This is a genomic window from Nonomuraea sp. NPDC050556, assembly GCF_044457355.1.
Lineage (GTDB): Bacteria > Actinomycetota > Actinomycetes > Streptosporangiales > Streptosporangiaceae > Nonomuraea.
The window spans coordinates 575,102-597,591 of record NZ_JBITGU010000001.1 but is presented as its reverse complement, the minus strand read 5'-3'; the positions used below and the strand labels follow the sequence as shown (position 1 = coordinate 597,591).

Below are 22,490 nucleotides of genomic sequence, written 5' to 3'. Positions count from 1 at the left end.
GGAGGCAGAGTATGCGTACCCGGACGACGGCACGAGCCGTCGGTTCCCTTTTCATCATCGCGACGGCAGCGGGCGTGCTGAGCGTCGCGCTCCCCGGCTCAAAAGCAACCAGCGGACTCCTGGTGTTGATCATGGCGGCTGCCATGGCCATGATCCCGCCGCTGATCTTCCCGGTCCTGCGGCAGCACAGCGAGCAACTGGCCCTCGGGTACGTCGTCGCCAGGACGGTCGAGGTCGTTCTCGTCCTCCCCGCCGCCGTCGTCCCGCTCACGGGCGTCGACCTCGCCTACGACACCTGGGGGTATCCGCTCAGCTCGATCTTCTTCTGCCTGGGCGCCCTGCTGCTCAACTCCGCGCTCTTTGGTTCGCTCGCCGTACCCCGCCCGATCTCGGGCTGGGCGCTGATCGCCGTATTGCCGTACACGGCCGACGCGCTCCTGGTCATGTACGGCGAGCTGAACCTGTCCTCACCCCTGCACGCCGCGCTCATCGCCCCGCTGATGGTGAACGAGATGGTGCTCGCGGTCTGGCTACTCGCGAAGGGCTTCACCGCGGCAGAACGCCCGCCCGCGCGCTCCGCCGCCGTCCAGTGAGCGTCCCGGCAGTCGTCATCCTCGTCAGGCGCCGCAGGACCTAGTCGCGCAGGCCCTCGTAGTACGCCTGCATCGACGGGAAATAGTCGTTGAAGTCGGGCCGCGGCGCGTCCTCGCGGGAGGCGACGAGCTGGTCGAGGTAGTACTCCCAGCCCGGCCCGATCTCCCCGACGCCCTCCTCGCTCTCCAGGTGCTGCACGAACTCCAGTTGCGTCGTGCCGTCCGACTCCGACAGCAGCAGCTCCAGCCGCCACGTACCGTGGTCGTCGGTGGACGAGCAGGCCAGGCGGCGCGGCGGCTCGCAGGCGTCGATGCGCAGGTCCATCCACGGCCCCTGCTCCTCGAAGACCATCTGCACCTGGATCGTCCGGCCCGGCGCCGCGTCGCCCTTCCAGGGGCCGAACCAGCGGGCGGTGCGGTCGGACTCGGTGACGCTGGCCCACACGTCGTCGATGGGCGCGCGGAAGGTACGGGTGAGAACGAGCCTGCTGCCTGACTCGCCACGCAGCAAACGGCCGGTCGGGTTCATGCGGTCTCCTCCTGGGGCTGGTCCGCCGCGCCGCCGGTGCGGCGGTCGCGGCGGGTGCGGTAAACCTCTGTCTCCAGCGCGTCGAATCGGTGCTCCCAGGCGGACGGCCCGCCGAACTGCCCGAGCCAGGCGGCCAGGTCGAGCAGGCGGCTGGGGTCGAGCCCGTACAGCCGCTGCCGCCCCGCGAGCTCGTCGCGGACCAGCCCCGCCTCCCTGAGCACCCGCAGATGACGGCTTACGGCGGGCCTGCTGATCGTGAAGTGCCCGGCGATCTGCCCGGCGGAGAGCCGCCCGGCCCGGAGCAGCACCAGGATCTCCCTGCGCACCGGGTCGGCGATCGCCCCTGCCACCTCATCCACACCGGGAAGCGTAACACAATGGTTACGCTTCCCGGGATCGATACACCTGCCGCGCCCTCTCGTACAGCTCCAGGTGTGCCTCCAGCTGCTCCTTGTGCTCGAACCGGCCGCGCGACCGCAGCTCGTCCTCCAGCCGTTGCAACCAGGCCAGGCACCAGGCCACGTCCTCCGGTCTGGCCACGTGCTCGCCCGCCACGTCCAGGTAGACCGGGCTGGTGTGCGCGTAGGCGCCCATCCTGTGCAGGGACCGCTCGTGGGGCGGTCCGGCGGCGGTGGCGACGAGGTAGGTCGGTTCGGTGATCGTCAGCTCGGCGGTGAACCTGCCGGGCGGGCCGGTGATCGTCTCGGTCGCGGTGTGGATCTCCAGCCGCTCCACCTCGGGGCCGATCGAGGTGACCTCCACGCTGACCCGCTCTCCCGGGCTGAGCCGTACCGTGTCCCCCGGCCCGTGGCCGTTCACGCTGAGCTCCAGCCATGGCCCGGTCGTGGCGAAGGTACGGCCGGCCGCGACGGCCTCGCCGTACGAGCTCGCGGTGAGGGGGCCGTCGAGGCGGGCGTAGACGCGCGCCCAGCCCGGCGGGCTGGAGGCGGTGCCGCGGCGGGAGATCGACAGGACGATGTCGGTGCCCGCGGTGACGGCCAGCCGGTTGCCCGCGCCGATCAGGTGCCGGTAGACGGCCGCCGTGGCCTCCAGCGAGGAGTGGTTGAGCACGTCGAGGCTGTCGATGAGGCCCAGCGCGGCGTCGGCGACGATCTCCCTGGCGGCGCAGTTGCGCCCGTCGCCGAACTCGTCACCGGGGGTGTGGAACGGGTGACCGTACCCGGTGACGCCGCCGGCCGCGCGCAGGTCGGCCAGCGCCTCGGCGTTGGTGGGGTGGTCGGCGTCGACGAAGCCGCTGTGCCAGCGGCGCGGCGGCCTGGTCACGCCGAAGGCGGTGCAGTGGCCCAGCAGGTCGTTGCGGTACTCCACGCCCATGCGGGCCACGTGCGTGGCGTCCGACCACGGCAGGTCCCGGCCCACCCAGTGCTCGAACGCCTCCAGGTCGTAGACGCGCTCGCCCGCCACGTTGCCCGCCACCAGGTTGAGCACGTGCAGGTCCTCGCCGTGCTGGGCCCTGGCCGCCAGCTCCGGCGCGGCGGGCTCGTCGCCCATCCAGTTGAGATGCGCGTGCAGGTCCCCGCCGTACCAGCCGCGCGCGACGCTGTCGTAGATCCGCTCCGGGGCGAGCTCGACGCGGCGGTGCTCGCCCGGCGCGAGGGTGAGGCTGATTTCGTCGCTCGTGTACTCCATGCCCCTGGCCACCCTGACCGTCAGGGTCTCGGCGGGCACGTCGAGGGTGACGTCGTCACCGTGGAAGTACGGCCTGCGGTGCGCGTCCAGCTTGGGCGGCGCACCCTCCGGCCACCAGCCCTGGCCGTCGGCGGAGACCACTCCCCAGCGGCACACCATCCCCGCGCGCAGGGTCAGCCTGGCGGACTCCCGTCTCACCGTCAGGCTGGTGGTGTCGACGCCGTCGATCCGCGCGCCGGTGGTGGTGTCGACCAGCAGCGCGCCGCCCGCCGCCACCTCGTGAGGGACGCCTTCGATCGTGACGGTCGCCGGGGTGGGGAGGCTGGAGTCCAGCAGGAGGGTGATCGGGAGCGGGTCGTCGTCGAGCACCGCCCTCGGCCTGGTCTCCAGCCGGGCACCTTCGGGGGTCAGGCGCAGGACGGGCAGGTTGTCCAGGACGTCGCCCGCGAGCGCGTCGCGCACGGTCCTGGCGAGGTCGCGGTCCTGGCGGGCGTGGTCGCCGTAGCGGTAGGGGCGCATCAGGTAGGCGCTGGTGGCGACCTCGCCCAGATACCCCAGCCAGGACTCTCCCCAGCAGACGCCGTGACGCGCTCGCAGCGCCCGGTACTCCTCCAGCGCGGTGGTAACAGATTCGGGTAAGCCTGTATCCATAGAGTTATTAAATGGCATGAAATCGCGCCTTGTCCGCGTGCCGGGGGAACAATGGCCGGATGATCGAGACATCCGAGCGTGACGGCGTCGCCGTACTGACGTTGAACCACGGGCCAGTGAACGCGCTGGACCTGGAGGTGCTCTCCGCACTCCCCCACGTCCTGGCCGACGTCGCCGGGGCCCGGGCTGTGGTGCTGACCGGGAGCGGGCGTGCGTTCTCCGCCGGGGTGGATCTGAAGCGGATCGTCGACGGTGGGCGGGAGTACGTGGCGGCGTTCCTGCCCGCGCTCAGCGTCGCGGCGCTCAGCCTGTTCGAGCATCCCAAGCCCGTCGTGGCCGCGGTGAACGGGCATGCGCTGGCGGGCGGGTGTGTCCTGGCCGCGGCGTGCGATGTCCGGCTGATGGCGGGTGGCACCATCGGGCTGACCGAGCTCGCCGCCGGGGTGCCGTTTCCGACGGTGCCGCTGGAGATCATGCGGCACGCGGTGGGGGCGGCGTTGGACACCATGGTGCTCGGCGCCGGGCGGTTCACCGCCGAGCAGGCCGTACCGCTGGGCTTGGTGCACGAGGTTGTCGCACCCGATCAGCTGCTCGACGTGGCGTTGCGGCGGGCTGAGCTGCTCTGCGCGGCGCCCGCCGAGGTGTACGCGCTGTCCAAGCGCCAGCTCCGGAGGGGCGCGGTCGAGCGCATCGCCGTCCATCGGGAGGCCGACGACGCTGCGGTGCTGGAGATATGGAGCTCGGACCAGACCAGGCAGATCCTGAACGGCTACCTGGCGTCGCTCCGCCGCCGCTGACATTGCGCTATTGGCTAGGCACCGACTCGGGCTTGGTGTTCGTTCCCCCGGGAGCACCCGCCGCCCGCGCGCCGGGGCCCGCGTCCGCGTGGTCTGCGTCAGCATCGGTCCCGCAGGAGCTTGACGCCGTCGCCGTCCAGGTCGTCGCAGTACGGCGCGCGGCCCGTCATCGCCATCACCAGCGCCAGCGTGCCGCCGCTCACCAGCGGTCCCTCGCCGGTGGCGAACGGCCCGTCCGTCGCTTCGAGCCGGAGGCCTTCGATCCGGCCCTTGGCGAGGACTACCAGGTCGGAGCTGCCGTAGTACGCGGCGATCCGGGTGAGTGCCTCGATCGGGGGGTCGTGCTGGATGCCCAGGGGTCGTCTGATGTCCTGCCCGTGCACGATCGTCTCGCCGAGCATCGCCAGGACCGGGAGGGGCGGCTTGGTGGTGCTGGTGACGGACCGCCGGAACCTGGCGAGCGTCTCGGCCGGGGTGGCGCCCAGGTGCTCCGCCAGCCGCATGGCGACCATCCTGTCGAAGTCGAACCGGCAGCAGATCACGCCCCACATCCACCTCGCGGGGGTGAGGTTGGCGGACGCGGTGAGGTGGGCCAGCACCTCACGCACCGACAGCCCGGCGCACAGGGACGGCGTGGCCCATTGCTCGTCGGTCAGGTCGGCTAGATGGGCGGCGAGCGCGGCCCGCTCGGCGTGGACGAGCTGCCAGTCAGCCATGGGTCGGGCTCCTGTCACGAGTCACCAGGGTGGGTCATCGGTATGACTCGCCTTCAGGGGCAAAGTCATCGCCCTTCCCCTTTTCCCGGCCAGCCAGCAGTAAGACGGCCCGCTCAGCCTGCCGTACGGCGAAGCACCCCACCCCGCCCAGCCTGCCGTACGGCGGAGCGCTGCACCCCGCCCAGCCTGCCAGTAGACCTACCCGGCCTGGCGGACCGAGATGTTGAAGTCCGCTGGGCCGACCGCCTGATACAGCCGCAGCCACAGCGGCATCAGCAGCTCCGTCCCCCGCGCACTGGACAGGTCGCCCAGGTCCAGGATCTGGTCAGGCTCCCACCCGAACGACCCCAGCAACCCCGCCACCACCCGCTTCGCCTCCTCGTCGTCGCCGCTGAGGAAGACGTTGTGGTGGCCGGGGATCAGGCTGGGCTCGACCATGACGGTGTTCGTCATCGTGTTGAGCGTCTTGACGACCCGCGCCTCGGGAAACGCCTTCTGCAACTGCTCGGCGAGGCTGCCCCCGTCAGGCGTCGCCACCGACGGCGGGAAACCGTGAGACCAGTCGAGCGGGTTGGACACGTCAACCAGCACCTTGCCCCGCAGGTTGTCCGCCCCCGCCGCCTCGAGAGCAGCCAGGGAGACCAGGCCGCCGGTGGCGTTGACCACCAGCTCGGCTCCCTGCGCGGCGTCCGCGAAGGTGCCGTGCCCGCCACCGGTCTCAGCCGCCCATCGCGCCGCGTCGGCGTTGTCGGCCGTACGCGACCCGATGACCACCTCGTGGCCCAGGGAGACCAGCTTGGAGGCAAGCCGCCGCCCGACCTCCCCCGTCCCGAGCACCCCGATCTTCATCGCACGCCCACCCTCTCCATCACCAAGCTCCCCCATCGCCATTACAAGCCCAACCTCTCCACTACCAAGCCCCCGACCTGGGGTGCTGGCTCCATATCTTCCCCGCCACGCGCTCCGACAGCCGCGGATCAGGCCTCTCCCACGCCACGCGCTCCAACAGCCGCGGATCAGGCCTCTCCCACGCCACGCGCTCCGACAGCCGCGGACAAGGCCGCTCCCTCGCCGAGCGCGTCAGTGGTGCCGCGCCCCACCCCGCCTCTCGGCGGTGCTTCGACGTCGACGCGCCCACCTAGCGCTCCCGCGGAAGCGCCCCCACCGCCGAGCACTTCGGCGGAGGCGCGCCCGCTCTGCCCTCGGCCGAGTGCTTCGGTCGCGGCGCACCCGCCCTGCCCGCCGCCGAGCGCTTCGGTCGCGGCACACCTGCCCTGCCCACCGCCGAGCACTTCGGTCGCGGCACACCTGCCCTGCCCGCCGCCGAGCACTTCGGTCGCGGCGCACCTGCCCCGCCCTCTGCCTGGCGCTTCGATGGCGGCGGGCCCGTCCTCGCCACCGCCGAGGGCGCGGTGCTTCACTGGGCCAGTTCGCCTGCCACCGCGTCGGCGCCCAGGGCGATCATCCAGCTCAGCGGGAGCCCCGGAGCGTACTCCTGCATGAGCCTGTCGAGCTCGGCCTTAGCCGTCTCGCTCAGCGACGGCGCGCCCTCCGCCAGCCTCCTGACGACCTCTCGGTAGTACAGCAAGTACTGGCGCTGGGCGGCCAGCACCTCGACACCGGTCGGGGCGCCGTGGCCGGGCAGCAGCGTCCTGGCCTCCGCCAGGTCGGTGACCAGCGTGCCGAGCGCGTCGAGCCACAGCGCGCCGTGCCCGTCGGCCGTGTACGGGTGCGTGCCGTGGAAGGCCAGGTCGCCGATGAAGGCGGTCGGCTGCGCCGTACCCTCGGCTCGGGCCAGGTAGTAGCTGTCCGCGTGGCTCTCGGCCGGGCCGACGTGGTGCGCGGTGAAGGTGACACCACCCAGCTCGACCTCCTGGCGGTCGTCGAGCAGCACGGTCGGGTAGGCGGTGACCTTCGGCCATTCGTCGCCGTACACCGGGCCCCACTGCGCCCGCTTGGCGTCGGCGATCTCGTGGATGACCTTGCCTACGGCCTCCGTGGCGTACACGGGGATGTCGCGGTCGCCGACCAGCGCGTGTACGCCGTTGAAGTGGTCGGGGTGGGCGTGGGTGACGAAGACGCCGATCAGCGGCTTGCGGAGCGTGGCGATGCGGTCGGCCAGGGCGGCGATGTCGGAGTTGAGCAGGTTGCTGTCCACGACCACGAGGCCTTCTGCGGTCTCCACGAGGTAGGAGTTCACGAACAGGCCGGCTTCAGAGGCGGTGTGGGTGTGGATCGTCAGGTCGGACACGGGTTCTCCATGAGGTTCTGAGGGGTGAACGCCACGTAAGCTAGCGCATGTGTGAAGTTTTGTGAAGTCAATGTGATGAAACTTCACACCGCTACAATCTGCGGCGATGGAATTCGCGGAGATTGCCCTGCACAACGGCGCGCCTGAGGTGGCGCTCGCCGTCTTCAGCGAGCTCAGCGGGCCTGAGGCGCGGTACGGCGTGGCGCGAGCGTTGGAGGCGCTGGACCGGGTTCCGGAGGCGGCGGCTATCTACGAGGAGCTGTGGCGTCAGGCTCCGCCCGGGTCGCGGGAGCGGGCGGAGCGGGCTGTGGCGATGGTTCGCTGCCACGACGTGATGAGCGACCCCACGACTGCGATACGGCTGGGCGAGCAGGCTCTGGCCGAGTTCGCCCTCCCCGTCCTCTGGCCCTCCACCCGGATCACCAAGAGGCCTTCCCGCCCACCCATCGCAGAGCCCGTCCAGCCCTCTGGTCAGCCCGTCGCAGAGTCCGTGCGGCCCACCGGCCAGCCCACCCCACCCAGCGGCCAACCCGCCGCTGAGCCCACCCGCGCCTCCGGTGAGCCCGCTGGCGAGCGCTCCATCCGACGCTCCGAGGAGCCCCCTGGCGGGCATGCCCGCGGTTCCTTCGATGGGTCCTCCATCGGTGGGGCCTCTGACGAGTTCACTGGTGGCGGCTTTGGTGGGGGCGATGCTGGGCGCCTCGTTGGGGGCGGTGGCGGGAGCTTTGGCGGGAGCGATGCTGGTCGCTTTGGCCGGAGCGAGGGCGATCGCGAGCGCGGGGACGAAGGCGATCGCGAGCGCGAGGGCGAAGGCGAAGGCGATCGCGAGGGCGAGGGCGGTCGCGGGGGCGAGGGCGGTCGCGAGCGCGGGGGCGATGGTGGTCGCGAGCGCGGGGGCGATGGTGGCGGTTTTGGTGGGGGCGAGGGCGGGCTCGAAGGTGGGGGCGAGGCTGGGAGCGAGGGTGAGGGCTTTTTGGGGAGCGTGGGTGGGGGTGGATATCCGTGGCATGAGCAGGCCGTCCGGCTTGGGGTGACGCTCGCAGGGGCCTACAACCAGCGCGGTGAGCTGCGACGCGCCGATCGCCTGCTGCGCCGCCTTCGCACCGTCGCCGAGCACCTGGGCGCCCCCGGTGCCCTGGGCGCCGTCTGCTGGAATGCCGCGCTCAACGCCTACATGCTCGGCCGCCCCGATGAGGCCTGCGAGCTGTCCGGACGCGCCCTCGCCCTCTTCGGCGAGACCGACCACCACCTCAACCTCGCCACCGTCCGCGGCATCCACGGCAGGATGCTCGGCCGTGCCCACCCGGAACGCTGGCAAGAGGCCCTCGACCTGCTGCTCCGCGCCCACGCCGACCTGTCCGAGCTCAACCAGGGCTACCTCCTGATCGACTGCGAGACCGAGGTCGCCGACCTCCTGGTCCGCGCGAACGAGCCGGAACGTGCGCTGCCGTACGCCAGAACAGCGCTCGACCGCCCGCAGGCGCCGACGTCGGCGGCCCGCGCCGACACGCACCTGGTGCTGGCCGAGGCCCTGCTGGCCCTGGACGACCTGCCGGGCTGCACCGCCGAGATCGAGCGGGCGACCGCCATCCTCGCCACCCACGACCAGCAGGACCTGTACCTCGTCCGCGAGTGGCACCGCGCCGCCGAGCTCAACCGGGCGTGCGGCGCCGTCGAGGCCGCGCTGCACGCGTACGGCCAGGCGCTGCGGCTGGCCGGTCACCCGACAGCGACCTGGAGTTAGGATCCACTGACATGAACGCCGACGAGCAGGCCGGACGGCGCATCCGCGCCCTGCGGACCGCGAAGGGCCGCTCCCAGGCCGATCTGGCCGGGACGGCCATGTCGGCCAGCTACCTGTCGATGATCGAGTCCGGCGCCCGCGCCGCCTCGCCCGCCGCGCTGCGCCACCTGGCGGCCGAGCTGGAGACGACGGTCGAGTTCCTCGCCGTGGGGCAGGAGTGCGACGCGGAGGCCGAGGCGGACAGTACGGCGCAGTATGGTCTGCTGGCCCTGCGCGCGGGAGACGCCGAGGAGACGCTCGCCGTACTCGCCGATCTGGACGATCCGGCGGCCCGCAGGGGCCGGTTGAGGGCGCTGGAACGGCTGGGCCGCCTGGACGAGGCGACGGAGGGCCACGAGCAGCACCTGAAGCAGTCCGAGTCGGGTTCGCTGGCCTGGGCCGAGCACGCCGTCGACCTGGTCCGCTGCTACCTCCTCTGCGGCGACCTGATCCCGGCGGCCGAGCTCGGCGAGCAGGCCATGGCCGCGTTCGAGGAGCGCGACCTGCTGTGGTCGGACGACGCCGTACGGCTGGCCATGCTGCTGGCCGAGTCCCGCGCCCAGCAGCGCGACCAGCACGCGGCGTCTGAACTGCTCGCCCGCACCCGCGCGGCCGTCGAGGCGAGGCAGGGCGTCGCCGCCCAGGCCGACGGTTACGCGCGCGCCGCGCGCCGGGCCCGCGACGACGGCAGGTTCCGCGAGGCGCACACGCTGTCCGTGCGCGCCCTGGCGCTGTACGGGATGGTCGACAAGCAGGTCGACGAGGCGAACCTGCGGGCGCTGAGCGGCATGTTGCTGGCCGAGGCGGAGCCGGAACGCCTGGACGAGGCCGTCGGGCTGCTGCGCCGGGCCCGCGCCGACCTGCTCGTCCTCGACGTACCCGCCGATCTGACCCGGTGCGAGCTGGTCCTTGCCCGGCTGCTGGTGCGTTCCGGCGGCGCGGCCGAAGGCCGGACGCTGGCGTCGGCGGCGCTCGAGCGGGCGTCCGAGGCGCGGGAGGCGCAGGCGCACCTGACGCTGGCCGAGGCCGCGCTGGCCTTCGGCGACCACACCGAGGCGGCGGACGAGCTGTCCCTCGCCACCGGCGTCCTGTCCGACCTGCTGGTCCGTGACCGGCACGTCGTCGAGTGCTGGCACCGCGCCGCCGTACTCCACCAGGCACTGGGCGCGGGCGACGCCGCCATGCACGCCTACGACCAGGCGCTGCGCGCGGCCGGCCACACCACGCCCCAACCGGCCCGCGCCAGGACCCGCTCCTAGCCCTTCACAGGTCGCGGCGCTGGAAGGCGACGGCCGCCACCCCGAGGACGAGCGCCACCCACAACGCGCACCACGCCAGGTAGGCCAGGGTGGGCGGGGTGTCGCTGAGGAAGGGGAAACCGCCCTTCACGGCGGGTCCGCCGAAGCGGGCCAGCGCGCCCGGGTCCTGGAAGGAGTACATCGCCCCGCGCCACAGCCCGTCGGTCGGCAGGAGCATGCGGGACACGTCGCCGATGGCGATCACGCCGGGGTTGGCGAACACCTTCCCCACCCCGCCCACCACCCCGGCGATCCACGTGGCGCCGAACAGGCCGACCGCGACGATCCCCGACGCCATCGGCGAGATGACCGCCGACAGCAGCAGCCCCAGCGTCAGGAGCACCGTCGTCTGCGCGGCGAGCAGCGCCAGCCCGGTCACGGGCTCGCTCGGCCAGTAGCCGGTGGTCGCCAGGACGATGAGGCACTGCGCGAGCCCGGCCAGGACGACGAAGCCCCCGCCGAAGGCCACCAGCCCCAGCCACTTGCCCAGCAGGACGGCCGAGCGGCGGACCGGTCGCGCCATGACCGCCAGCGCGGCCCCCGACTCGATCTCCCCGGCCAGCGTCGGCCCGGCCAGGAACGCCGTGCCGAGCGCCGCGATCAGGCTCAGCCCGAACATCACCAGGTTGAGCAGCTGCGCGGCGACCAGCCTGGCCTCGCCGGTGGTGAGCTGGGCCCCGTCGAACTCCATCGAGACCAGGCTGGAGAACCCCCAGGCGCTGAGCCCCAGCAGCAGGAGCGTGAGTACGGCCAGCGCACGCAACACGCGCCGCCGCGCCGACTCGCGCAGCGTGAGCGCCGCGACGATGAACACGGTCATCAGTGCTCGCTCCTCAGGATGTCCAGCAGCCGATCTTCCAGGCTCATCCGCGCCGGCTCGACCGCGTGCACGCGCACGCCGAGCCCGACGAGGTCGGCCACGAGCTTCGGCACGAGCCCGTCCCTGTCGTCGGGCAGGGTGACGGTGTAGAGGTTCCCGTCGCAGGTGAGCGCGCCGTCGGCGGCCATGCGTGCCTGCGCCCGCGCGTCCACCCCGTCGAGCCGCAGCCGCAGCTCGCGCCCTCCGAGGAGTTCTGCCAGGGTGCCGGACGCGGCCACCTTCCCCCTGTCGAGGATGACGACCCGGTCGCAGACCCGCTCCACCTCGCCGATGAGGTGGGAGTTGAGCAGCACGGCGACCTGGCGGGCCTTGAGCGCCAGCAGCAGGTCGCGCACGTCAGCGCGGCCGAGCGGGTCGAGGGCGCTCGTGGGTTCGTCGAGGACGACCAGCTCCGGGCGGGCCACCAGCGCGACGGCCAGCCCGAGCCGCTGCTGCATGCCCTTGGAGAAGCCGCCCACCCGGTCGCCGGCCCGGTCCGCGAGGCCGACGGCGGCGAGGCATTCGCGCCGTTCGTGCTGCGGGACGTCGGCTCCTGCGAGCCGTACATGGAGGTCGAGCACCTCGGCGGCGGCGAGCCAGGGCTGGTAGCGGAACAGCTCGGGCAGGTAGCCGACGCGTGCCCGCGCCTTCGGGTCGCGTCCTGGACGGCCGAGCAGGAGCACGTCGCCCGCGTCCTGCCTGACCAGGCCGAGGAGGATCTTGATGACGCTGGTCTTGCCCGCGCCGTTGGGCCCGAGCAGGCCGAGGATCTCGCCGCGGCCGACGGTGAACGAGACGCCGTCGACCGCGACGTGCTTGCGGTACTGCTTGCGCAGGCCGGAACACCAGACGGCAGGGGATGTGGTCACCGGTCCCACCGCAGGTCGCGGGCGACCGAGAGGACCTCGTCGCCGCTCATGGTGCCTGCGACGGCGGTCACCGTACCCCCTTCTGTCCAGATCACGGCGGCCATGGTGCGGTCGCGGGTGATGAGCAGCGTGGCCGGTCTGCCGTTGACGTCGGCCGGGGAGCTGGTGGTCTTCTCCATCGCGGTGAACAGGGGCAGCGTCGTGCCGTCGCCGGAGAAGCCGCGTAGTTGCGCGGCGACGTTCTCCGGCAGGCCGGGCAGGGACAGGAGGTAGTCGCGGGCGGCGGCGAACGGGACGCCTGAGGACTCCACAGTGGGCGCGATCGCGCGGGCGACGACGAGCGCGGGGAAGGGGCGGTTCGCGGACCAGGCGGCGGCCAGCCCCGGGCCGCCGGTCAGGCGGAACCGGTTTCCGTCGAGGCCGGGTGGCGGGGGCGGGAGCTGTCCGCCGACGGTCTCGGCGGTCTTCTTCACGGAGAAGGTGAGCACGGCGCTCACCTTCCGGGCGACGTGGTAGGAGGGCTCTCCGGTGACGCCACGCGGGAGGGCGCTCAGCTTGGGGGTGGGCAGGCCGGTGGCCCTGCGTGCCGCTGCGGCGTCGGTGACGCGCCGGACGTCGATCTGCTGGAGGACCTCCAGCTCGCCGAGCGCCTCCAGCTCCGGGAGCTTGACCAGGTCGGCCGCCGGGGCGGTGACCGGGGCGACCTGCTCGGCGCGGAAGATCGGCAGCCAGTCGCCGGCGGCCGCGATCCCGGCCCCGGCGAGCAGGGTGAGGACGCCGACCACGGCGACCACCGGGCTCCGCAGCACCGTACGCCACCGTCTGGTCCGCGTGACGGCAACCGGGGGCTGGTCGGCGGTCACCGTACGCTCCAGTCTTTGCCAGGCGGCATCGACGTCCACGGACAGCTGCGCGTCGAGCAGCGCGCCCGCCACGGCCGCGTCGTCGCGGGCGGCCGCCAGCCCGGACAGGCACACCGGGCAGTCCGCGACGTGCACGCGGTCGGAGTCGGCGACGCCGGACGGCTCGTCCACGAGCCGTCGCAGCGTGCCGTCAGTCGGATGGCGCATGACGGTTCAACTCCTCGCGAAGGGCGGACTCGGCGCGCCGCAGGGTGGTGCCCACGCTGCCGACGGAAAGATCTAGGGCCTCGGCGACCTCGGCATAGCTGAGGCCGCTGTGCCGCAGGACGAGCGCGACGGCCTGTTTGCGCGGCAGCCGCGAAAGCGCGGCCCGCACGCGGCGCCGCTCGTCGCGGGTCACGACCGCGTCGGCGGCGTCGCCGTCCTGCGGTAAGTCGAGGGAGGCGCGTTCCTCCCTGGAGGTACGGCGGCGGCCGGTGCGCAGGTGGTTCAGCGCCGTGTGCGCGGCGGCGACCGACAACCAGCCCAGGGCCTCCCCCGGCGGCACCGACGAGCGGCTGAACGCGAGGAACACCTCCTGGGCCACGTCCTCGGCCTCGTCGCGCGCGCCGAGCACGCGGGCGGCCACCGCGACGACGCGCGGATAGGCGGCGCGGAAGACCTGCTCCAGGTCGGCCCGAACCGCCACTGTGCCGTCCTTCCGTTCGGCCAGACCAGCTAGGTTCACATCAGTAGAGCACCGCCGATGCCCGGCATGTGACACTCACGGGCAGGCGAGCTTGGCCAGATAGGCGTCCAGCAGGCGGACCTGCCGCTCGGGCGGGAACTCCTCGGGCCCGAACAGCGCCTGCACGATGAGGCCGAGGGTGAAGGACTGGACCGAGGCCGCGACGTCGTCAGGATCCCCGGCGGGCAGCTCGCCGAGGCGTTGCGCCGCCAGCACGTGGTGGCGGACGCGCTCGCGGGCCCGCGCGTACCGGGCCGCGTGCCCCGCCGTCAGGTCGGGGTCCGCCAGCGCGACGTCCCACGAGCCGACCCAGATCCGGTTGTCCGCGGCCGGCAGGACATCCAGCAGTACGGCACGCAGCCCGGCCAGCCCGTCGGGCTCGGCGGGTCCCGGCAGGGACGCCCGGCGCTCGTCGAGCAACGTCAGCGCGTGCGCGACCAGGTCCTTCTTGCTCGGGAAGTAGTGCGTGAGCAGCCCGGTGGTCGCGCCCATCTCGCTGGCCACCGCGCGCAGCGTCAGTCCGCCGAACCCGTGCGCGGCCAGCACCCGCCACACGGCCGCCGACACGTCGCGGCGCCGTGCGTCGTGGTCTCCCTTGTGGCGTGGCATGACGACAGGCTACATTCACACAACACTTGTTATGTAAATAGGGAGGATCCCATGTCCACCGACGTCAAGGCCGAGCTGGACCGGCTGATGGCCGCCCTCTTCGGCGCGTTCGCCAACACCGGCGGGAACGGGCCGCATCTGGAGGTCGTCCGCGAGGTGTTCATCCCACAAGGAATGATCATCAAGAACGTGGGCGGCGAGACCGTGATCTACGACCTCGACACGTTCATCGCGCCCCGACAGAAGATGCTCACCGACGGCACGCTGACCGAGTTCACCGAGTGGGAGGTGGCCGAGCGGACGGAGATCTTCGGGTCCGTCGCGCACCGGTTCAGCGAGTACGGCAAGTCCGGCTACCTCAACGGCGAGTGGTTCGAGGGCGCGGGCCGCCAGACGACCCAGTTCATCAGGACGAGCGACGGCTGGAGAATGAGCTCGGCCGCCTGGGACGACATCTGACAGCTCTTGAACTCCAGGTAAATATGTGAAATTTTACACGTCACATGTCAGATTTCACAATCTGGAGCCCGCCCCATGCGCACCCCCCTTGTCGGCGCCTTAGTCGGCGCGCTCATGGTCAGCAGCCTGTTCGCCGCCCCCGGCGCTCAGGCTCGCCAGCGCGTCACCCCGCCCCCACCCGCAGTTGAAGCGCCTACGCACCAGAAGACCCTCTCCCCCAGCCAGACACCGCCTCTGACCGGGACCGTCCGCGACGACCTGGACGCGGCGCACGCCACAGCCGAGTCGGCGCCGAGCCTGAAGGCGCTGGCCGCCTGCAGTACGGCCGACATCATCGGCAAGACCGGCGCCGCGCTGGTCGCCGCGGTCAAGGCCGCCGACATCAAGACCTGCCTCAACCCGCTGTTCGAGCTGACCGCGGCGGACGCCCAGCGCACCTTCACCGAGTCGCAGATGCTGGCCGTCGCCAGGGACCTGCGGACCAACGTCGCCTCCTACCCGGGCGACAACAGCACCAGCACCCAGCAGCTGATCGTGTTCCTGCGCGCCGGATACTACGTCCAGGGCACCCTTCCCGCCGGAACGATCCCCACCTACAGCTCGGTGCTCCTGACCGAGATCCGCGGCGTCGCCGACACCTTCTTCGCCGGTCCCAAGGTCTTCACCAACACCGACGAGAACGGCGCGGTGCTGAAGGAAGCCGTCTGGCTGATCGTCAACGCCCAGGACGAGATCCGCAACATCGGCGTGGCGATCCGCCTGCTCAACGCGTACAACTCCACCTTCGGCGTCAACATGCGCGAGGCGGTCAACCGGGGCTTCGAGCTGTACTGGCGCTCCCACACCCGCGGCAGCATGGCCGCCACGGCCCAGAACAACCCGGCCGTCCTCACCACCCTGCGCGACTTCGCCACCAGGAACCTCGGCCTGCTGTCCGGCGACAACTACTTCCTCGTCGCCAACGCGGGCAAGGAACTGGGCAGCTTCCTGAGGTACAGCCAGCTGCGGACCACCGTGCGTCCCCTCGTGCAGGATCTGCTGGGCCGTTCGCAGATCACCGGGCCGACCGCCGCGCTCTGGGTCTCCACCGCCCTGGTCGCCAACGAGCAGGACAGCGCCAGCTGCACCACCTACGGCACCTGCGACCTGACCAACAGGCTCACCAACGCCGCCCTGCCGATCACCCACGCCTGCTCGCCGAGCCTGACGATCAGAGCTCAGGAGCTCACCGCGGCGCAGCTGTCCAGCACCTGCGCCAGCCTGCTCAACCAGGACGCCTACTTCCACTCCATCGCCAAGGACAGCGGCCAGCCGGTCCCGGACGACAACACGGTGCGCCTGGAAATCTCGGTGTTCGACACCAAGCGCGACTACTCGTTCTACGCCTGGGGCATCTACGGCATCGACACCGACAACGGCGGGATCTCGCTGGAGTACGACCCCTCCCAGCCGGGCAACGTGGCGCGCTTCATCTGCTACGAGCAGGACCGCGAGAAGCCGCTGTACTGGGAGATCTGGAACCTCAACCACGAGTACACCCACTACCTCGACTCCAAGTACGACATGCACGGCGACTTCGGCGAGGGCATGTCCACCCCGACCGTCTGGTGGGTGGAGGGGCTGGCCGAGTACATCTCCTACAGCTACCGCAAGTTCGCCTACACCGCCGCCATCACCGCGGCGGGGCGCCACACCTACAAGCTGAGCCAGCTCTTCGACACCGTGTACGGCGACAACACCCGCACCTACAACTGGGGCTACCTCGCCGTCCGCTACATGCTCGACAAGCACCCCGCCGACGTGGCCAGGATGCTCGGCTACTACCGCACCGGCGACTGGGCCACGGCTCGCACGTTCCTCAAGGGCCTCAACTACGACGCCGACTTCGACGCCTGGCTGACCGCCTGCAACACCGGCGCGTGCAAGGCGAGCGACGAGAACATGCTCCCCACCGCCGACTTCACCACCACCGCGAGTGGCACCGCCATCACCTTCACCAACACCGCTGCCGACCCCGACGGCACCCTCGCCCAGTACCACTGGGACTTCGGCGACGGCACCACCTCGACGTCCCCCAACCCGGTGAAGACCTACAGCTCCCCCGGCGCGTACACCGTCAAGCTGGTCGTCCTGGACAACAAGGGCGCCCCGTGGGGCGTCTACAAGCCCATCACCGTGCCCGCGGGAACCACCACGACCGTCCCGGAGTGCACCGGGACAGACACCCGGGTGCTGGGTAAGAACTGCCGGCGCAGCAACATCTCCGTCGCCCAGGGCCAGTACGCGTACATGTACATCTACCTGCCCGCGGGCGTCACCACCCTGACGATCGCCAGCAGCGGCGGCACCGGCGACGCCGACCTGTACTACAACGCCGGCTCCTGGGCCACGACCTCGTCCTACACCCAGCGCGCGACCGGATCCGGCAACGCCCACACCCTCACCGTCAGCAACCCGGCGGCCGGCTACCGCTACATCTCCCTGTACGGCACAGCCGCCGCCGGCGGCGTGACCGTCACCACCTCCTACTGACCCTCGGGGGTTCGTGCTCGGACGCCATCGCCGAGCACGAACCCCCACACCCTCTACAGGGATCAGCGCATGCAGGCCATGCGGGTCGGGCTGACGAGTCCCCAAGCATCGCGGACGAATGCCGGAATCACGGCTGGAGGTCCGAGGTCCGGGCGGTCTGGGTGTCGTTCCACTGGTCCATCATCTGGTGCATCGTGGTGCTCACCAGCTGCAGGAACTCGGCGGCGACGTCGAAGCGGGCTCCGGCCGGGGTCGTGGGACCGAGGATCTCCGCCGCGCGTTGTGACGCCACGACCAGGGTGTCGTTCATGGTCAGCGCCGCCTGGGTGGATCGGACCCAGAGTTCGTCGTCCACGACGTAGTGTTCGCGACGGCCGCCGGGTTCCCGTTCTCGCTTGATCAGGCCCTGCTGTTCCAGAAAGCCCACGGTCTGGGAGATCGAGGCCGGGCTGACGCGGAGTCGCTGGACGAGGTCGGCGGCCGTGAGGGTGCCGGAGTCCGCGACGTACAGGCAGGCCAGGACCCTGGCTGCCATCTTGGGCATGCCCTGCTGCTCCAGGAGCGTGGCGAAGGACTCGGTGAGGTCCTGCACCGCCCGGGGATCGCGCCCGTGGCTGCTGTCGCCCATCGGCCGGGGCTGCGCCTGCGGCTTCCTGGTTCGTCGCGCGCGATTTCTGGTGGCCTCCTGTGCCTGATGTGCCCGGTAGCCGTCGGGGCCGCCGTTTCGGCTGACCTCGCGCATGACGGTCGAGGCGGGCCGCCCGAGACGCCGGCCGATCTCGGCGAACGCCAGCCCCTCGGCCAGCCCAGCGGCGATCTGCTGGCGGTCCTCGTCGGTGAGCCTGTCTCCGGGCATCGGTGCTCGTCTCCCATCTGTCGACCTGCACAGTATGCATTCATTCGCTCTTCATTGCAACGTGATCATTGCATTCAGCCTCATATTCATTGCAAAGCTGCCTATTGAACTGGTGAAAGCATGTTGACTGATTTATGAATGCAATGTAGTTTCGTCACATGTTCAGCGATCGCTGAACATGACCGTGAGGAGATTTCTGATGAGGCCAAGCAACAGGCTGCGTGAGGTTCTGGCGAGGTATGTCGACTCCGGGAGGATTCCCGGACTGGTCGCCCTGGTCAGCCACCGGGGTGAGACGCACGTCGAGGCGCTCGGGACGATGCGGCACGACGGCGGCGCGCCGATGAGCCGCGACACCATCTTCCGCATGGCCTCCACGACCAAGCCGGTCGCGGCCGCGGCGACGATGGTGCTGCTGGACGAGTGCCGGTTGCGGCTGGACGACGCGGTGGACCGCTGGCTGCCCGAGCTGGCCGACCGCCAGGTGCTCAGGCGCCCCGACGGCCCGCTGGACGACACGGTTCCCGCGCTGCGGCCGATCACCGTCCGTCATCTGCTGACCTCCACCCTCGGGCTCGGCATCGACATGACGGCGAAGGACTCCCCGATCCTGGGCGCGCTGTTCGAGCAGGGCGTGTACGGCCAGGCCGACGGCTGGCTGCTGCCGGAACCCGGGCCGGACGAGTGGATGCGCCGCCTGGGCACGCTCCCCCTGGCCTACCAGCCCGGCGAGCGCTGGCAGTACAACCTCGGCGACGACATCCTCGGCGTGCTCGTCGCCCGGGTCACCGGCCAGCCGTTCGAGACCTTCCTGCGCGAGCGGATCTTCGAGCCGCTGGGCATGAAGGACACCGGGTTCCACGTGCCCGCCGACAAGATCCACCGGTTCCCGCCGCTGTACGCCCCCAACGCGGAGACCGGCGAGTTCACCGTGGAGGACCCGGCGGAAGGGGGACACCACAGCAGGCCCCCGGCGTTCCCGTCCTCGGGCGGCGGGCTCGACTCGACCGTCGACGACTACCACGCCTACTTCCGCATGCTGCTCAACGGCGGCATGCACGGCGATCAGCGCATCCTGTCCCGGCCCGCCGTACAGCTGATGACCACCAACCAGCTCCCTCCCGAGCAGCGCGCCGCCCGGGAGGCGTGGGCGCGCGAAGCCGCCCACCTGGGGTACGGCCTGGCCCAGCACGGCGGCTGGGGCTTCGGGATGGCGGTGCGCACCTACCGCGGCGACTACGCCCCCGTCGGCCAGTTCGGCTGGGACGGCGGAGCCGGGACCACCACCTACGCGGACCCGGAAAACCAGCTCGTCGGCATCCTGCTCACCCAGACCGGCATGTCCACCCCGGACTCGGCGCAGGCCATCCACGACTTCTGGACCACCGTCTACCAGGCGATCGACGCCTAGTCGCGGTGACGGAAGTCCCTGGGAGCCATGCCGTACGCCGTCCGGAAGGCCCGGCTGAAGTCGGCGGCGCGGGTGAATCCCCACCGGGCGGCGATCGCGTTGATGGGACGCCCGGCCAGCGCGGGGTCGGCGAGGTCGGTACGGCAGTGCTCCAGGCGACGGTGCCGGATCCACTCCGTCAGCGTCGTCCCCTGCCGCTGAAATAACAGCTGCAGGTAACGCACCGAGATGTGGTGCCGCTGCGCCACCGCGCGGGGCGTCAGGTCCGCGTCGCCGAGATTGTGCTCGACGAACGCCCGGATCTGCGCCATCAGGGCCAGCTGCCGCGTCTCGGGCTGCAGGCGGTCGTCGGCGTTCAGCAGGTGGGCCAGGAAGGCCAGGGCGAGGTCCAGCGTGGCCGCCCCCAGCTTCCTGGCCTCCTGCAACGCCATGGACGGCGCCTCGCGCACCAGGGTCCTGAGGTAGGCGGCGAGGATCGCGCCGATGCCGCCGCCCGCGGGCATCCTGCCGGCCACGAGCGTGTCGACCTTGCCGGACGGCAGGGGCAGCCCGGACCTGGGCAGATGCACGATGATCGCCTGCGCGGGGGCAGGGCCGTCGAGCGCGCCGCCCTCGTAAGGGTGGGAGGTCTCCCACATCACCAGGTCACCGGCGCCCATGAGGGTGTCGTTGCCGCCCTGGGAGATCCACATCTCGGCCCCCACGATCAGGGCGAGCTCGTACCGCTCCGGGTCGGAGCTGCGGATCAGCGCGGGCGTGCGGGCCGAGCTGAGGGCGGGGAACTCCATGGTGGTCAGCTGGACGGTGTCCAGGTCGATCGCCCCCGCTGAGGCGCGGAAGTCGGCGGCGTGGTCGCTGGTCACGCGGACGGGCGCCACGTCGTGGCTGATCAGGTCGCACCACCAGTCGAAGCGCTGGTCGGGCGGCAGGTCCGTGCTGTGCAGCGTGACGAAGGTGGGTGGCGTCATGTCAGGAGGGCGCGCCAGCGGTCGGCGGACTCGATCATGTCCAGGCTGATCCGCTCCAGGAACGTCGCCGCCCTGGCCAGCCGCCGCCCCACCGGGCTCTCCATCCCGTACGCCTCGGCCGCCGCCATCGAGACCTGCGCCGTCTCCAGCGTCTGCATGCGGCTGGTCACGATGGAGTTGTACCAGGCCTCGTCCTCGACCACGTAGACGTCGCGGCGCCGGTGCTGGTCGCGCTCGCGCCGGACGAACCCCTGCTCGACCAGGAAGTTCACGGCCACGGAAACGGACGCCGGGCTGATCTTCAGCCGCTGGGTCAGCTCGGCCGCCGTCCGCCTGCCCTCCTCGGACAGCAGCAGGTCGAGGTGCACGCGGGCGGTCATCCTCGGCAGCCCGGTCCTGACCGCCATCTCGACGAGCGCCTCCTCGATCATGCCGTCCGGCGATCCGGTCGCCCGTGGCGGTGCGGGGGTGCCGCGCCTGGCGCGCTGGACCGTCGCCTGGTGCGCCTGCTGGGGCCGGTAGCCGCTGGCGCCGCCGTTGCGCCCGATCTCCCTGGTGATCGTCGAGGTCGGCCGCTCCAGCCGCCTGGCGATCTCGGCGTAGGAGAGCCCGTCGGCGAGGCCTGTCGCGATGCGCTGGCGGTCCTGCTGGGTCAGTCGTCCTCCTGGCATGCCGCCAGTATTGCCTTCGAGGCCATCCATTGCAACTCATCGTTGCGTTCGAGTGCAGCGTCATTGCATCAATTTAGCGGCGTTCACCTGGGTGTAAGACTTTCTGAACATTGACCAGATTCTGAATGCAACGTAGCTTTCGAGATGTTCCGAACACGTACTATCGTGAAGCGAGGATGCATCATGGGTAAGTCACTCAAGGTCGCGGCGCTGGCTGCCGCGTTGCTGGCCGGCTCCGCCGTACCCGCCATGGCGGCCACCCCCGGGCAGGACCGGCCCGAACTGCAGAAGGTCATCCAGGACGTCGTCGACCTCGGGCTCGCCGGGGTGCAGTTGCGCGTGCACGACGACAAGGGCGACTGGGCGGGCAGCGCGGGGGTGCGCAAGCTCGGGCAGCCCGCCAAGCCGCCGACCAACGGCCGGTTCTGGACGGGCAGCGTCAACAAGCCCCTCACCGCGACCCTGGTGCTGCAGCTCGTGGCCGAGGGCAAGGTCGGGCTCGACACGCCAGTGGCCGACTACCTGCCCAAGCTCGGGCTGGACCGGCGGATCACCGTGCGGATGATGTTGCAGCACACCACCGGCCTGTTCAACTACACCGGCGACTTCGACGCGGAAGGCACGTGGGAGACCGGCATTCCAGGCAAGGGCAAGGAGTGGCTGGACAACCGGTTCAAGTCCTACACCGCGGAGGAACTGGTACGGGTGGCGCTGTCCAGGAAGCCCCGCTTCGAGCCGGGAGCCGACCAGCGTTACGCCAACACCAACTACACGCTGGCCGTCCTGCTGATCGAGAAGGTCTCAGGACACTCGTACGCCGAGGAGATGAACCGGCGCATCCTGCGGCCGCTCGGGATGCGCAGCACCGTCGTGCCGGGCAACCGGTCGCAGCTTCCCGGGCCGTACGCGCACGGCTACTTCCGCTACCAGGAGGGCGGGCAGTGGAAGGTGGTCGACGTCTCCCGGCAGAACTCCTCGCTGCTGACCGGCGCGGGGGCGCTGATCTCGACCACCCAGGACCTGCAGACGTTCATTTCGGCGCTGATGGGCGGCAGGCTCCTGCCCTCCAGCCTGATGGCCGAGATGCGCAAGCCGTACGGCAAGCTCGGGTACGGGCTCGGGCTGTTCGTGCAGGACCTGGGTCCGAGCTGCGGCGGCACCGTGTACCAGCACAACGGCAGCCCGCCCGAGGGCTACGGGACGCTGATGTACAGCTCGGCCGACGGCAGGAAGACCATGACCGTCTCGCTGACCACCGGCGACGCGGCCGTCGACCCGGCGGCGCTGTATCCGAAGCTGGTGGGGACGCTGCTCAGCAAGGTGTTCTGCGACGGAAACCAAGAAACGGCAAGATCGTGAAGCAGCGGGGCCGACTTCGCGGGAACCGCGCCTAGTGTG

General features: G+C 71.0%; 24 protein-coding genes. 8 read left to right on the top strand and 16 right to left on the bottom strand.

The features are described 5' to 3' along the window. Positions 1–11 precede the first annotated feature (11 nt). Positions 12–593 (top strand): DUF4386 family protein, encoded by a 582-nt coding sequence (locus ACIBG8_RS02990; protein ID WP_397340780.1) that lies wholly within the window; start codon positions 12–14, stop codon positions 591–593. A 40-nt stretch (positions 594–633) separates the two neighbouring features. Here the strand turns inward: ACIBG8_RS02990 and ACIBG8_RS02985 are convergent, their stop codons facing one another. The 3 genes from ACIBG8_RS02985 to ACIBG8_RS02975 are packed head-to-tail and all read right to left on the bottom strand — an operon-like array spanning position 634 to position 3,423. Continuing rightward, entirely contained in the window at positions 634–1,122 is a 489-nt protein-coding gene (locus ACIBG8_RS02985) for an SRPBCC family protein (RefSeq protein ID WP_397340779.1), read from the bottom strand. After that, entirely contained in the window at positions 1,119–1,481 is a 363-nt protein-coding gene (locus ACIBG8_RS02980; RefSeq protein WP_397340778.1) for a metalloregulator ArsR/SmtB family transcription factor, read from the bottom strand. The genes ACIBG8_RS02985 and ACIBG8_RS02980 overlap by 4 nt, the downstream gene beginning before the upstream one ends. A 22-nt stretch (positions 1,482–1,503) precedes the next feature. Continuing rightward, on the bottom strand, positions 1,504–3,423 hold the full coding sequence (locus ACIBG8_RS02975; protein WP_397340777.1) for a CehA/McbA family metallohydrolase: 1,920 nt from the start codon (positions 3,421–3,423) through the stop codon (positions 1,504–1,506). A gap of 59 nt (positions 3,424–3,482) precedes the next feature. Here ACIBG8_RS02975 and ACIBG8_RS02970 point away from each other — a divergent pair, with 59 nt between their 5' ends. Then, complete coding sequence (locus tag ACIBG8_RS02970) at positions 3,483–4,220, top strand: enoyl-CoA hydratase/isomerase family protein (RefSeq protein ID WP_397340776.1); 738 nt, start codon at positions 3,483–3,485, stop codon at positions 4,218–4,220. A gap of 98 nt (positions 4,221–4,318) precedes the next feature. Here the strand turns inward: ACIBG8_RS02970 and ACIBG8_RS02965 are convergent, their stop codons facing one another. The 5 genes from ACIBG8_RS02965 to ACIBG8_RS02945 all read right to left on the bottom strand — a co-directional run bounded on the left by ACIBG8_RS02965 (position 4,319) and on the right by ACIBG8_RS02945 (position 8,196). Next, a complete protein-coding gene (locus ACIBG8_RS02965; protein WP_397340775.1) occupies positions 4,319–4,936 on the bottom strand; it encodes a maleylpyruvate isomerase family mycothiol-dependent enzyme in 618 nt (205 codons plus the stop codon). A 198-nt stretch (positions 4,937–5,134) separates the two neighbouring features. After that, entirely contained in the window at positions 5,135–5,785 is a 651-nt protein-coding gene (locus tag ACIBG8_RS02960) for an NADPH-dependent F420 reductase (RefSeq protein ID WP_397340774.1), read from the bottom strand. 167 nt (positions 5,786–5,952) lie between these two features. Continuing rightward, complete coding sequence (locus ACIBG8_RS02955; protein ID WP_397340773.1) at positions 5,953–6,357, bottom strand: hypothetical protein; 405 nt, start codon at positions 6,355–6,357, stop codon at positions 5,953–5,955. Then, a complete protein-coding gene (locus ACIBG8_RS02950) occupies positions 6,354–7,187 on the bottom strand; it encodes an MBL fold metallo-hydrolase (RefSeq protein WP_397340772.1) in 834 nt (277 codons plus the stop codon). Before ACIBG8_RS02950 ends, ACIBG8_RS02955 begins: the two co-directional genes overlap by 4 nt. A 91-nt stretch (positions 7,188–7,278) precedes the next feature. Beyond that, a complete protein-coding gene (locus tag ACIBG8_RS02945; protein WP_397340771.1) occupies positions 7,279–8,196 on the bottom strand; it encodes a hypothetical protein in 918 nt (305 codons plus the stop codon). A gap of 21 nt (positions 8,197–8,217) precedes the next feature. On the opposite strand from ACIBG8_RS02945, the gene ACIBG8_RS02940 reads away from it, so the two are divergent. Together ACIBG8_RS02940 and ACIBG8_RS02935 are read left to right on the top strand one after the other, a co-directional pair. Then, on the top strand, positions 8,218–8,931 hold the full coding sequence (locus ACIBG8_RS02940; RefSeq protein ID WP_397340770.1) for a hypothetical protein: 714 nt from the start codon (positions 8,218–8,220) through the stop codon (positions 8,929–8,931). An 11-nt stretch (positions 8,932–8,942) separates the two neighbouring features. Next, complete coding sequence (locus tag ACIBG8_RS02935; protein ID WP_397340769.1) at positions 8,943–10,229, top strand: helix-turn-helix domain-containing protein; 1,287 nt, start codon at positions 8,943–8,945, stop codon at positions 10,227–10,229. Positions 10,230–10,233: 4 nt separating this feature from the next. On the opposite strand, the gene ACIBG8_RS02930 is transcribed toward ACIBG8_RS02935, so the two are convergent. The 5 genes from ACIBG8_RS02930 to ACIBG8_RS02910 form a co-directional block, all read right to left on the bottom strand. After that, positions 10,234–11,088, bottom strand: a complete 855-nt coding sequence (locus tag ACIBG8_RS02930; RefSeq protein WP_397340768.1) for an ABC transporter permease subunit — start codon at positions 11,086–11,088, stop codon at positions 10,234–10,236. Then, a complete protein-coding gene (locus tag ACIBG8_RS02925; protein WP_397340767.1) occupies positions 11,088–11,996 on the bottom strand; it encodes an ABC transporter ATP-binding protein in 909 nt (302 codons plus the stop codon). Before ACIBG8_RS02925 ends, ACIBG8_RS02930 begins: the two co-directional genes overlap by 1 nt. Beyond that, complete coding sequence (locus ACIBG8_RS02920; RefSeq protein ID WP_397340766.1) at positions 11,993–13,066, bottom strand: hypothetical protein; 1,074 nt, start codon at positions 13,064–13,066, stop codon at positions 11,993–11,995. Before ACIBG8_RS02920 ends, ACIBG8_RS02925 begins: the two co-directional genes overlap by 4 nt. After that, positions 13,050–13,547 (bottom strand): sigma-70 family RNA polymerase sigma factor, encoded by a 498-nt coding sequence (locus tag ACIBG8_RS02915; RefSeq protein WP_397340765.1) that lies wholly within the window; start codon positions 13,545–13,547, stop codon positions 13,050–13,052. The genes ACIBG8_RS02920 and ACIBG8_RS02915 overlap by 17 nt, the downstream gene beginning before the upstream one ends. Positions 13,548–13,622: 75 nt before the next feature. Next, positions 13,623–14,195: a TetR/AcrR family transcriptional regulator gene (locus tag ACIBG8_RS02910; protein WP_397340764.1), complete on the bottom strand. Its 573-nt coding sequence runs from the start codon at positions 14,193–14,195 to the stop codon at positions 13,623–13,625. A gap of 51 nt (positions 14,196–14,246) precedes the next feature. On the opposite strand from ACIBG8_RS02910, the gene ACIBG8_RS02905 reads away from it, so the two are divergent. After that, complete coding sequence (locus ACIBG8_RS02905; protein ID WP_397340763.1) at positions 14,247–14,654, top strand: DUF4440 domain-containing protein; 408 nt, start codon at positions 14,247–14,249, stop codon at positions 14,652–14,654. A 75-nt stretch (positions 14,655–14,729) separates the two neighbouring features. Beyond that, positions 14,730–17,186, top strand: a complete 2,457-nt coding sequence (locus ACIBG8_RS02900; protein ID WP_397340762.1) for a collagenase — start codon at positions 14,730–14,732, stop codon at positions 17,184–17,186. 127 nt (positions 17,187–17,313) lie between these two features. Here ACIBG8_RS02900 and ACIBG8_RS02895 read toward each other — a convergent pair whose 3' ends face one another. Next, on the bottom strand, positions 17,314–18,042 hold the full coding sequence (locus tag ACIBG8_RS02895; RefSeq protein ID WP_397340761.1) for a MarR family transcriptional regulator: 729 nt from the start codon (positions 18,040–18,042) through the stop codon (positions 17,314–17,316). 199 nt (positions 18,043–18,241) lie between these two features. Here ACIBG8_RS02895 and ACIBG8_RS02890 point away from each other — a divergent pair, with 199 nt between their 5' ends. Beyond that, a complete protein-coding gene (locus ACIBG8_RS02890; protein ID WP_397340760.1) occupies positions 18,242–19,453 on the top strand; it encodes a serine hydrolase domain-containing protein in 1,212 nt (403 codons plus the stop codon). On the opposite strand, the gene ACIBG8_RS02885 is transcribed toward ACIBG8_RS02890, so the two are convergent. Continuing rightward, the gene (locus ACIBG8_RS02885) at positions 19,450–20,421 is read right to left on the bottom strand and encodes a helix-turn-helix domain-containing protein (RefSeq protein WP_397340759.1); all 972 of its coding nucleotides are present in this window, start codon (positions 20,419–20,421) and stop codon (positions 19,450–19,452) included. The two genes, ACIBG8_RS02890 and ACIBG8_RS02885, sit on opposite strands and share 4 nt — an antisense overlap. Next, positions 20,418–21,092: a helix-turn-helix domain-containing protein gene (locus ACIBG8_RS02880; RefSeq protein WP_397340758.1), complete on the bottom strand. Its 675-nt coding sequence runs from the start codon at positions 21,090–21,092 to the stop codon at positions 20,418–20,420. Before ACIBG8_RS02880 ends, ACIBG8_RS02885 begins: the two co-directional genes overlap by 4 nt. A 183-nt stretch (positions 21,093–21,275) precedes the next feature. Here ACIBG8_RS02880 and ACIBG8_RS02875 point away from each other — a divergent pair, with 183 nt between their 5' ends. Further along, positions 21,276–22,451, top strand: a complete 1,176-nt coding sequence (locus tag ACIBG8_RS02875; RefSeq protein WP_397340757.1) for a serine hydrolase domain-containing protein — start codon at positions 21,276–21,278, stop codon at positions 22,449–22,451. Positions 22,452–22,490: the final 39 nt, after the last annotated feature.

What these genes read in the sequence shown, in the direction of transcription:
- ACIBG8_RS02990 (WP_397340780.1), top strand. Translation starts at nt 12, where the DNA reads ATGCGTACCCGGACGACGGCACGAGCCGTCGGTTCCCTTTTCATCATC.
- ACIBG8_RS02985 (WP_397340779.1), bottom strand. Translation starts at nt 1,122, where the DNA reads ATGAACCCGACCGGCCGTTTGCTGCGTGGCGAGTCAGGCAGCAGGCTC.
- ACIBG8_RS02975 (WP_397340777.1), bottom strand. Translation starts at nt 3,423, where the DNA reads ATGGATACAGGCTTACCCGAATCTGTTACCACCGCGCTGGAGGAGTAC.
- ACIBG8_RS02970 (WP_397340776.1), top strand. Translation starts at nt 3,483, where the DNA reads ATGATCGAGACATCCGAGCGTGACGGCGTCGCCGTACTGACGTTGAAC.
- ACIBG8_RS02965 (WP_397340775.1), bottom strand. Translation starts at nt 4,936, where the DNA reads ATGGCTGACTGGCAGCTCGTCCACGCCGAGCGGGCCGCGCTCGCCGCC.
- ACIBG8_RS02960 (WP_397340774.1), bottom strand. Translation starts at nt 5,785, where the DNA reads ATGAAGATCGGGGTGCTCGGGACGGGGGAGGTCGGGCGGCGGCTTGCC.
- ACIBG8_RS02945 (WP_397340771.1), bottom strand. Translation starts at nt 8,196, where the DNA reads ATGCCACGGATATCCACCCCCACCCACGCTCCCCAAAAAGCCCTCACC.
- ACIBG8_RS02935 (WP_397340769.1), top strand. Translation starts at nt 8,943, where the DNA reads ATGAACGCCGACGAGCAGGCCGGACGGCGCATCCGCGCCCTGCGGACC.
- ACIBG8_RS02930 (WP_397340768.1), bottom strand. Translation starts at nt 11,088, where the DNA reads ATGACCGTGTTCATCGTCGCGGCGCTCACGCTGCGCGAGTCGGCGCGG.
- ACIBG8_RS02920 (WP_397340766.1), bottom strand. Translation starts at nt 13,066, where the DNA reads ATGCGCCATCCGACTGACGGCACGCTGCGACGGCTCGTGGACGAGCCG.
- ACIBG8_RS02910 (WP_397340764.1), bottom strand. Translation starts at nt 14,195, where the DNA reads ATGCCACGCCACAAGGGAGACCACGACGCACGGCGCCGCGACGTGTCG.
- ACIBG8_RS02905 (WP_397340763.1), top strand. Translation starts at nt 14,247, where the DNA reads ATGTCCACCGACGTCAAGGCCGAGCTGGACCGGCTGATGGCCGCCCTC.
- ACIBG8_RS02900 (WP_397340762.1), top strand. Translation starts at nt 14,730, where the DNA reads ATGCGCACCCCCCTTGTCGGCGCCTTAGTCGGCGCGCTCATGGTCAGC.
- ACIBG8_RS02895 (WP_397340761.1), bottom strand. Translation starts at nt 18,042, where the DNA reads ATGCCCGGAGACAGGCTCACCGACGAGGACCGCCAGCAGATCGCCGCT.
- ACIBG8_RS02890 (WP_397340760.1), top strand. Translation starts at nt 18,242, where the DNA reads ATGAGGCCAAGCAACAGGCTGCGTGAGGTTCTGGCGAGGTATGTCGAC.
- ACIBG8_RS02885 (WP_397340759.1), bottom strand. Translation starts at nt 20,421, where the DNA reads ATGACGCCACCCACCTTCGTCACGCTGCACAGCACGGACCTGCCGCCC.
- ACIBG8_RS02880 (WP_397340758.1), bottom strand. Translation starts at nt 21,092, where the DNA reads ATGCCAGGAGGACGACTGACCCAGCAGGACCGCCAGCGCATCGCGACA.
- ACIBG8_RS02875 (WP_397340757.1), top strand. Translation starts at nt 21,276, where the DNA reads ATGGGTAAGTCACTCAAGGTCGCGGCGCTGGCTGCCGCGTTGCTGGCC.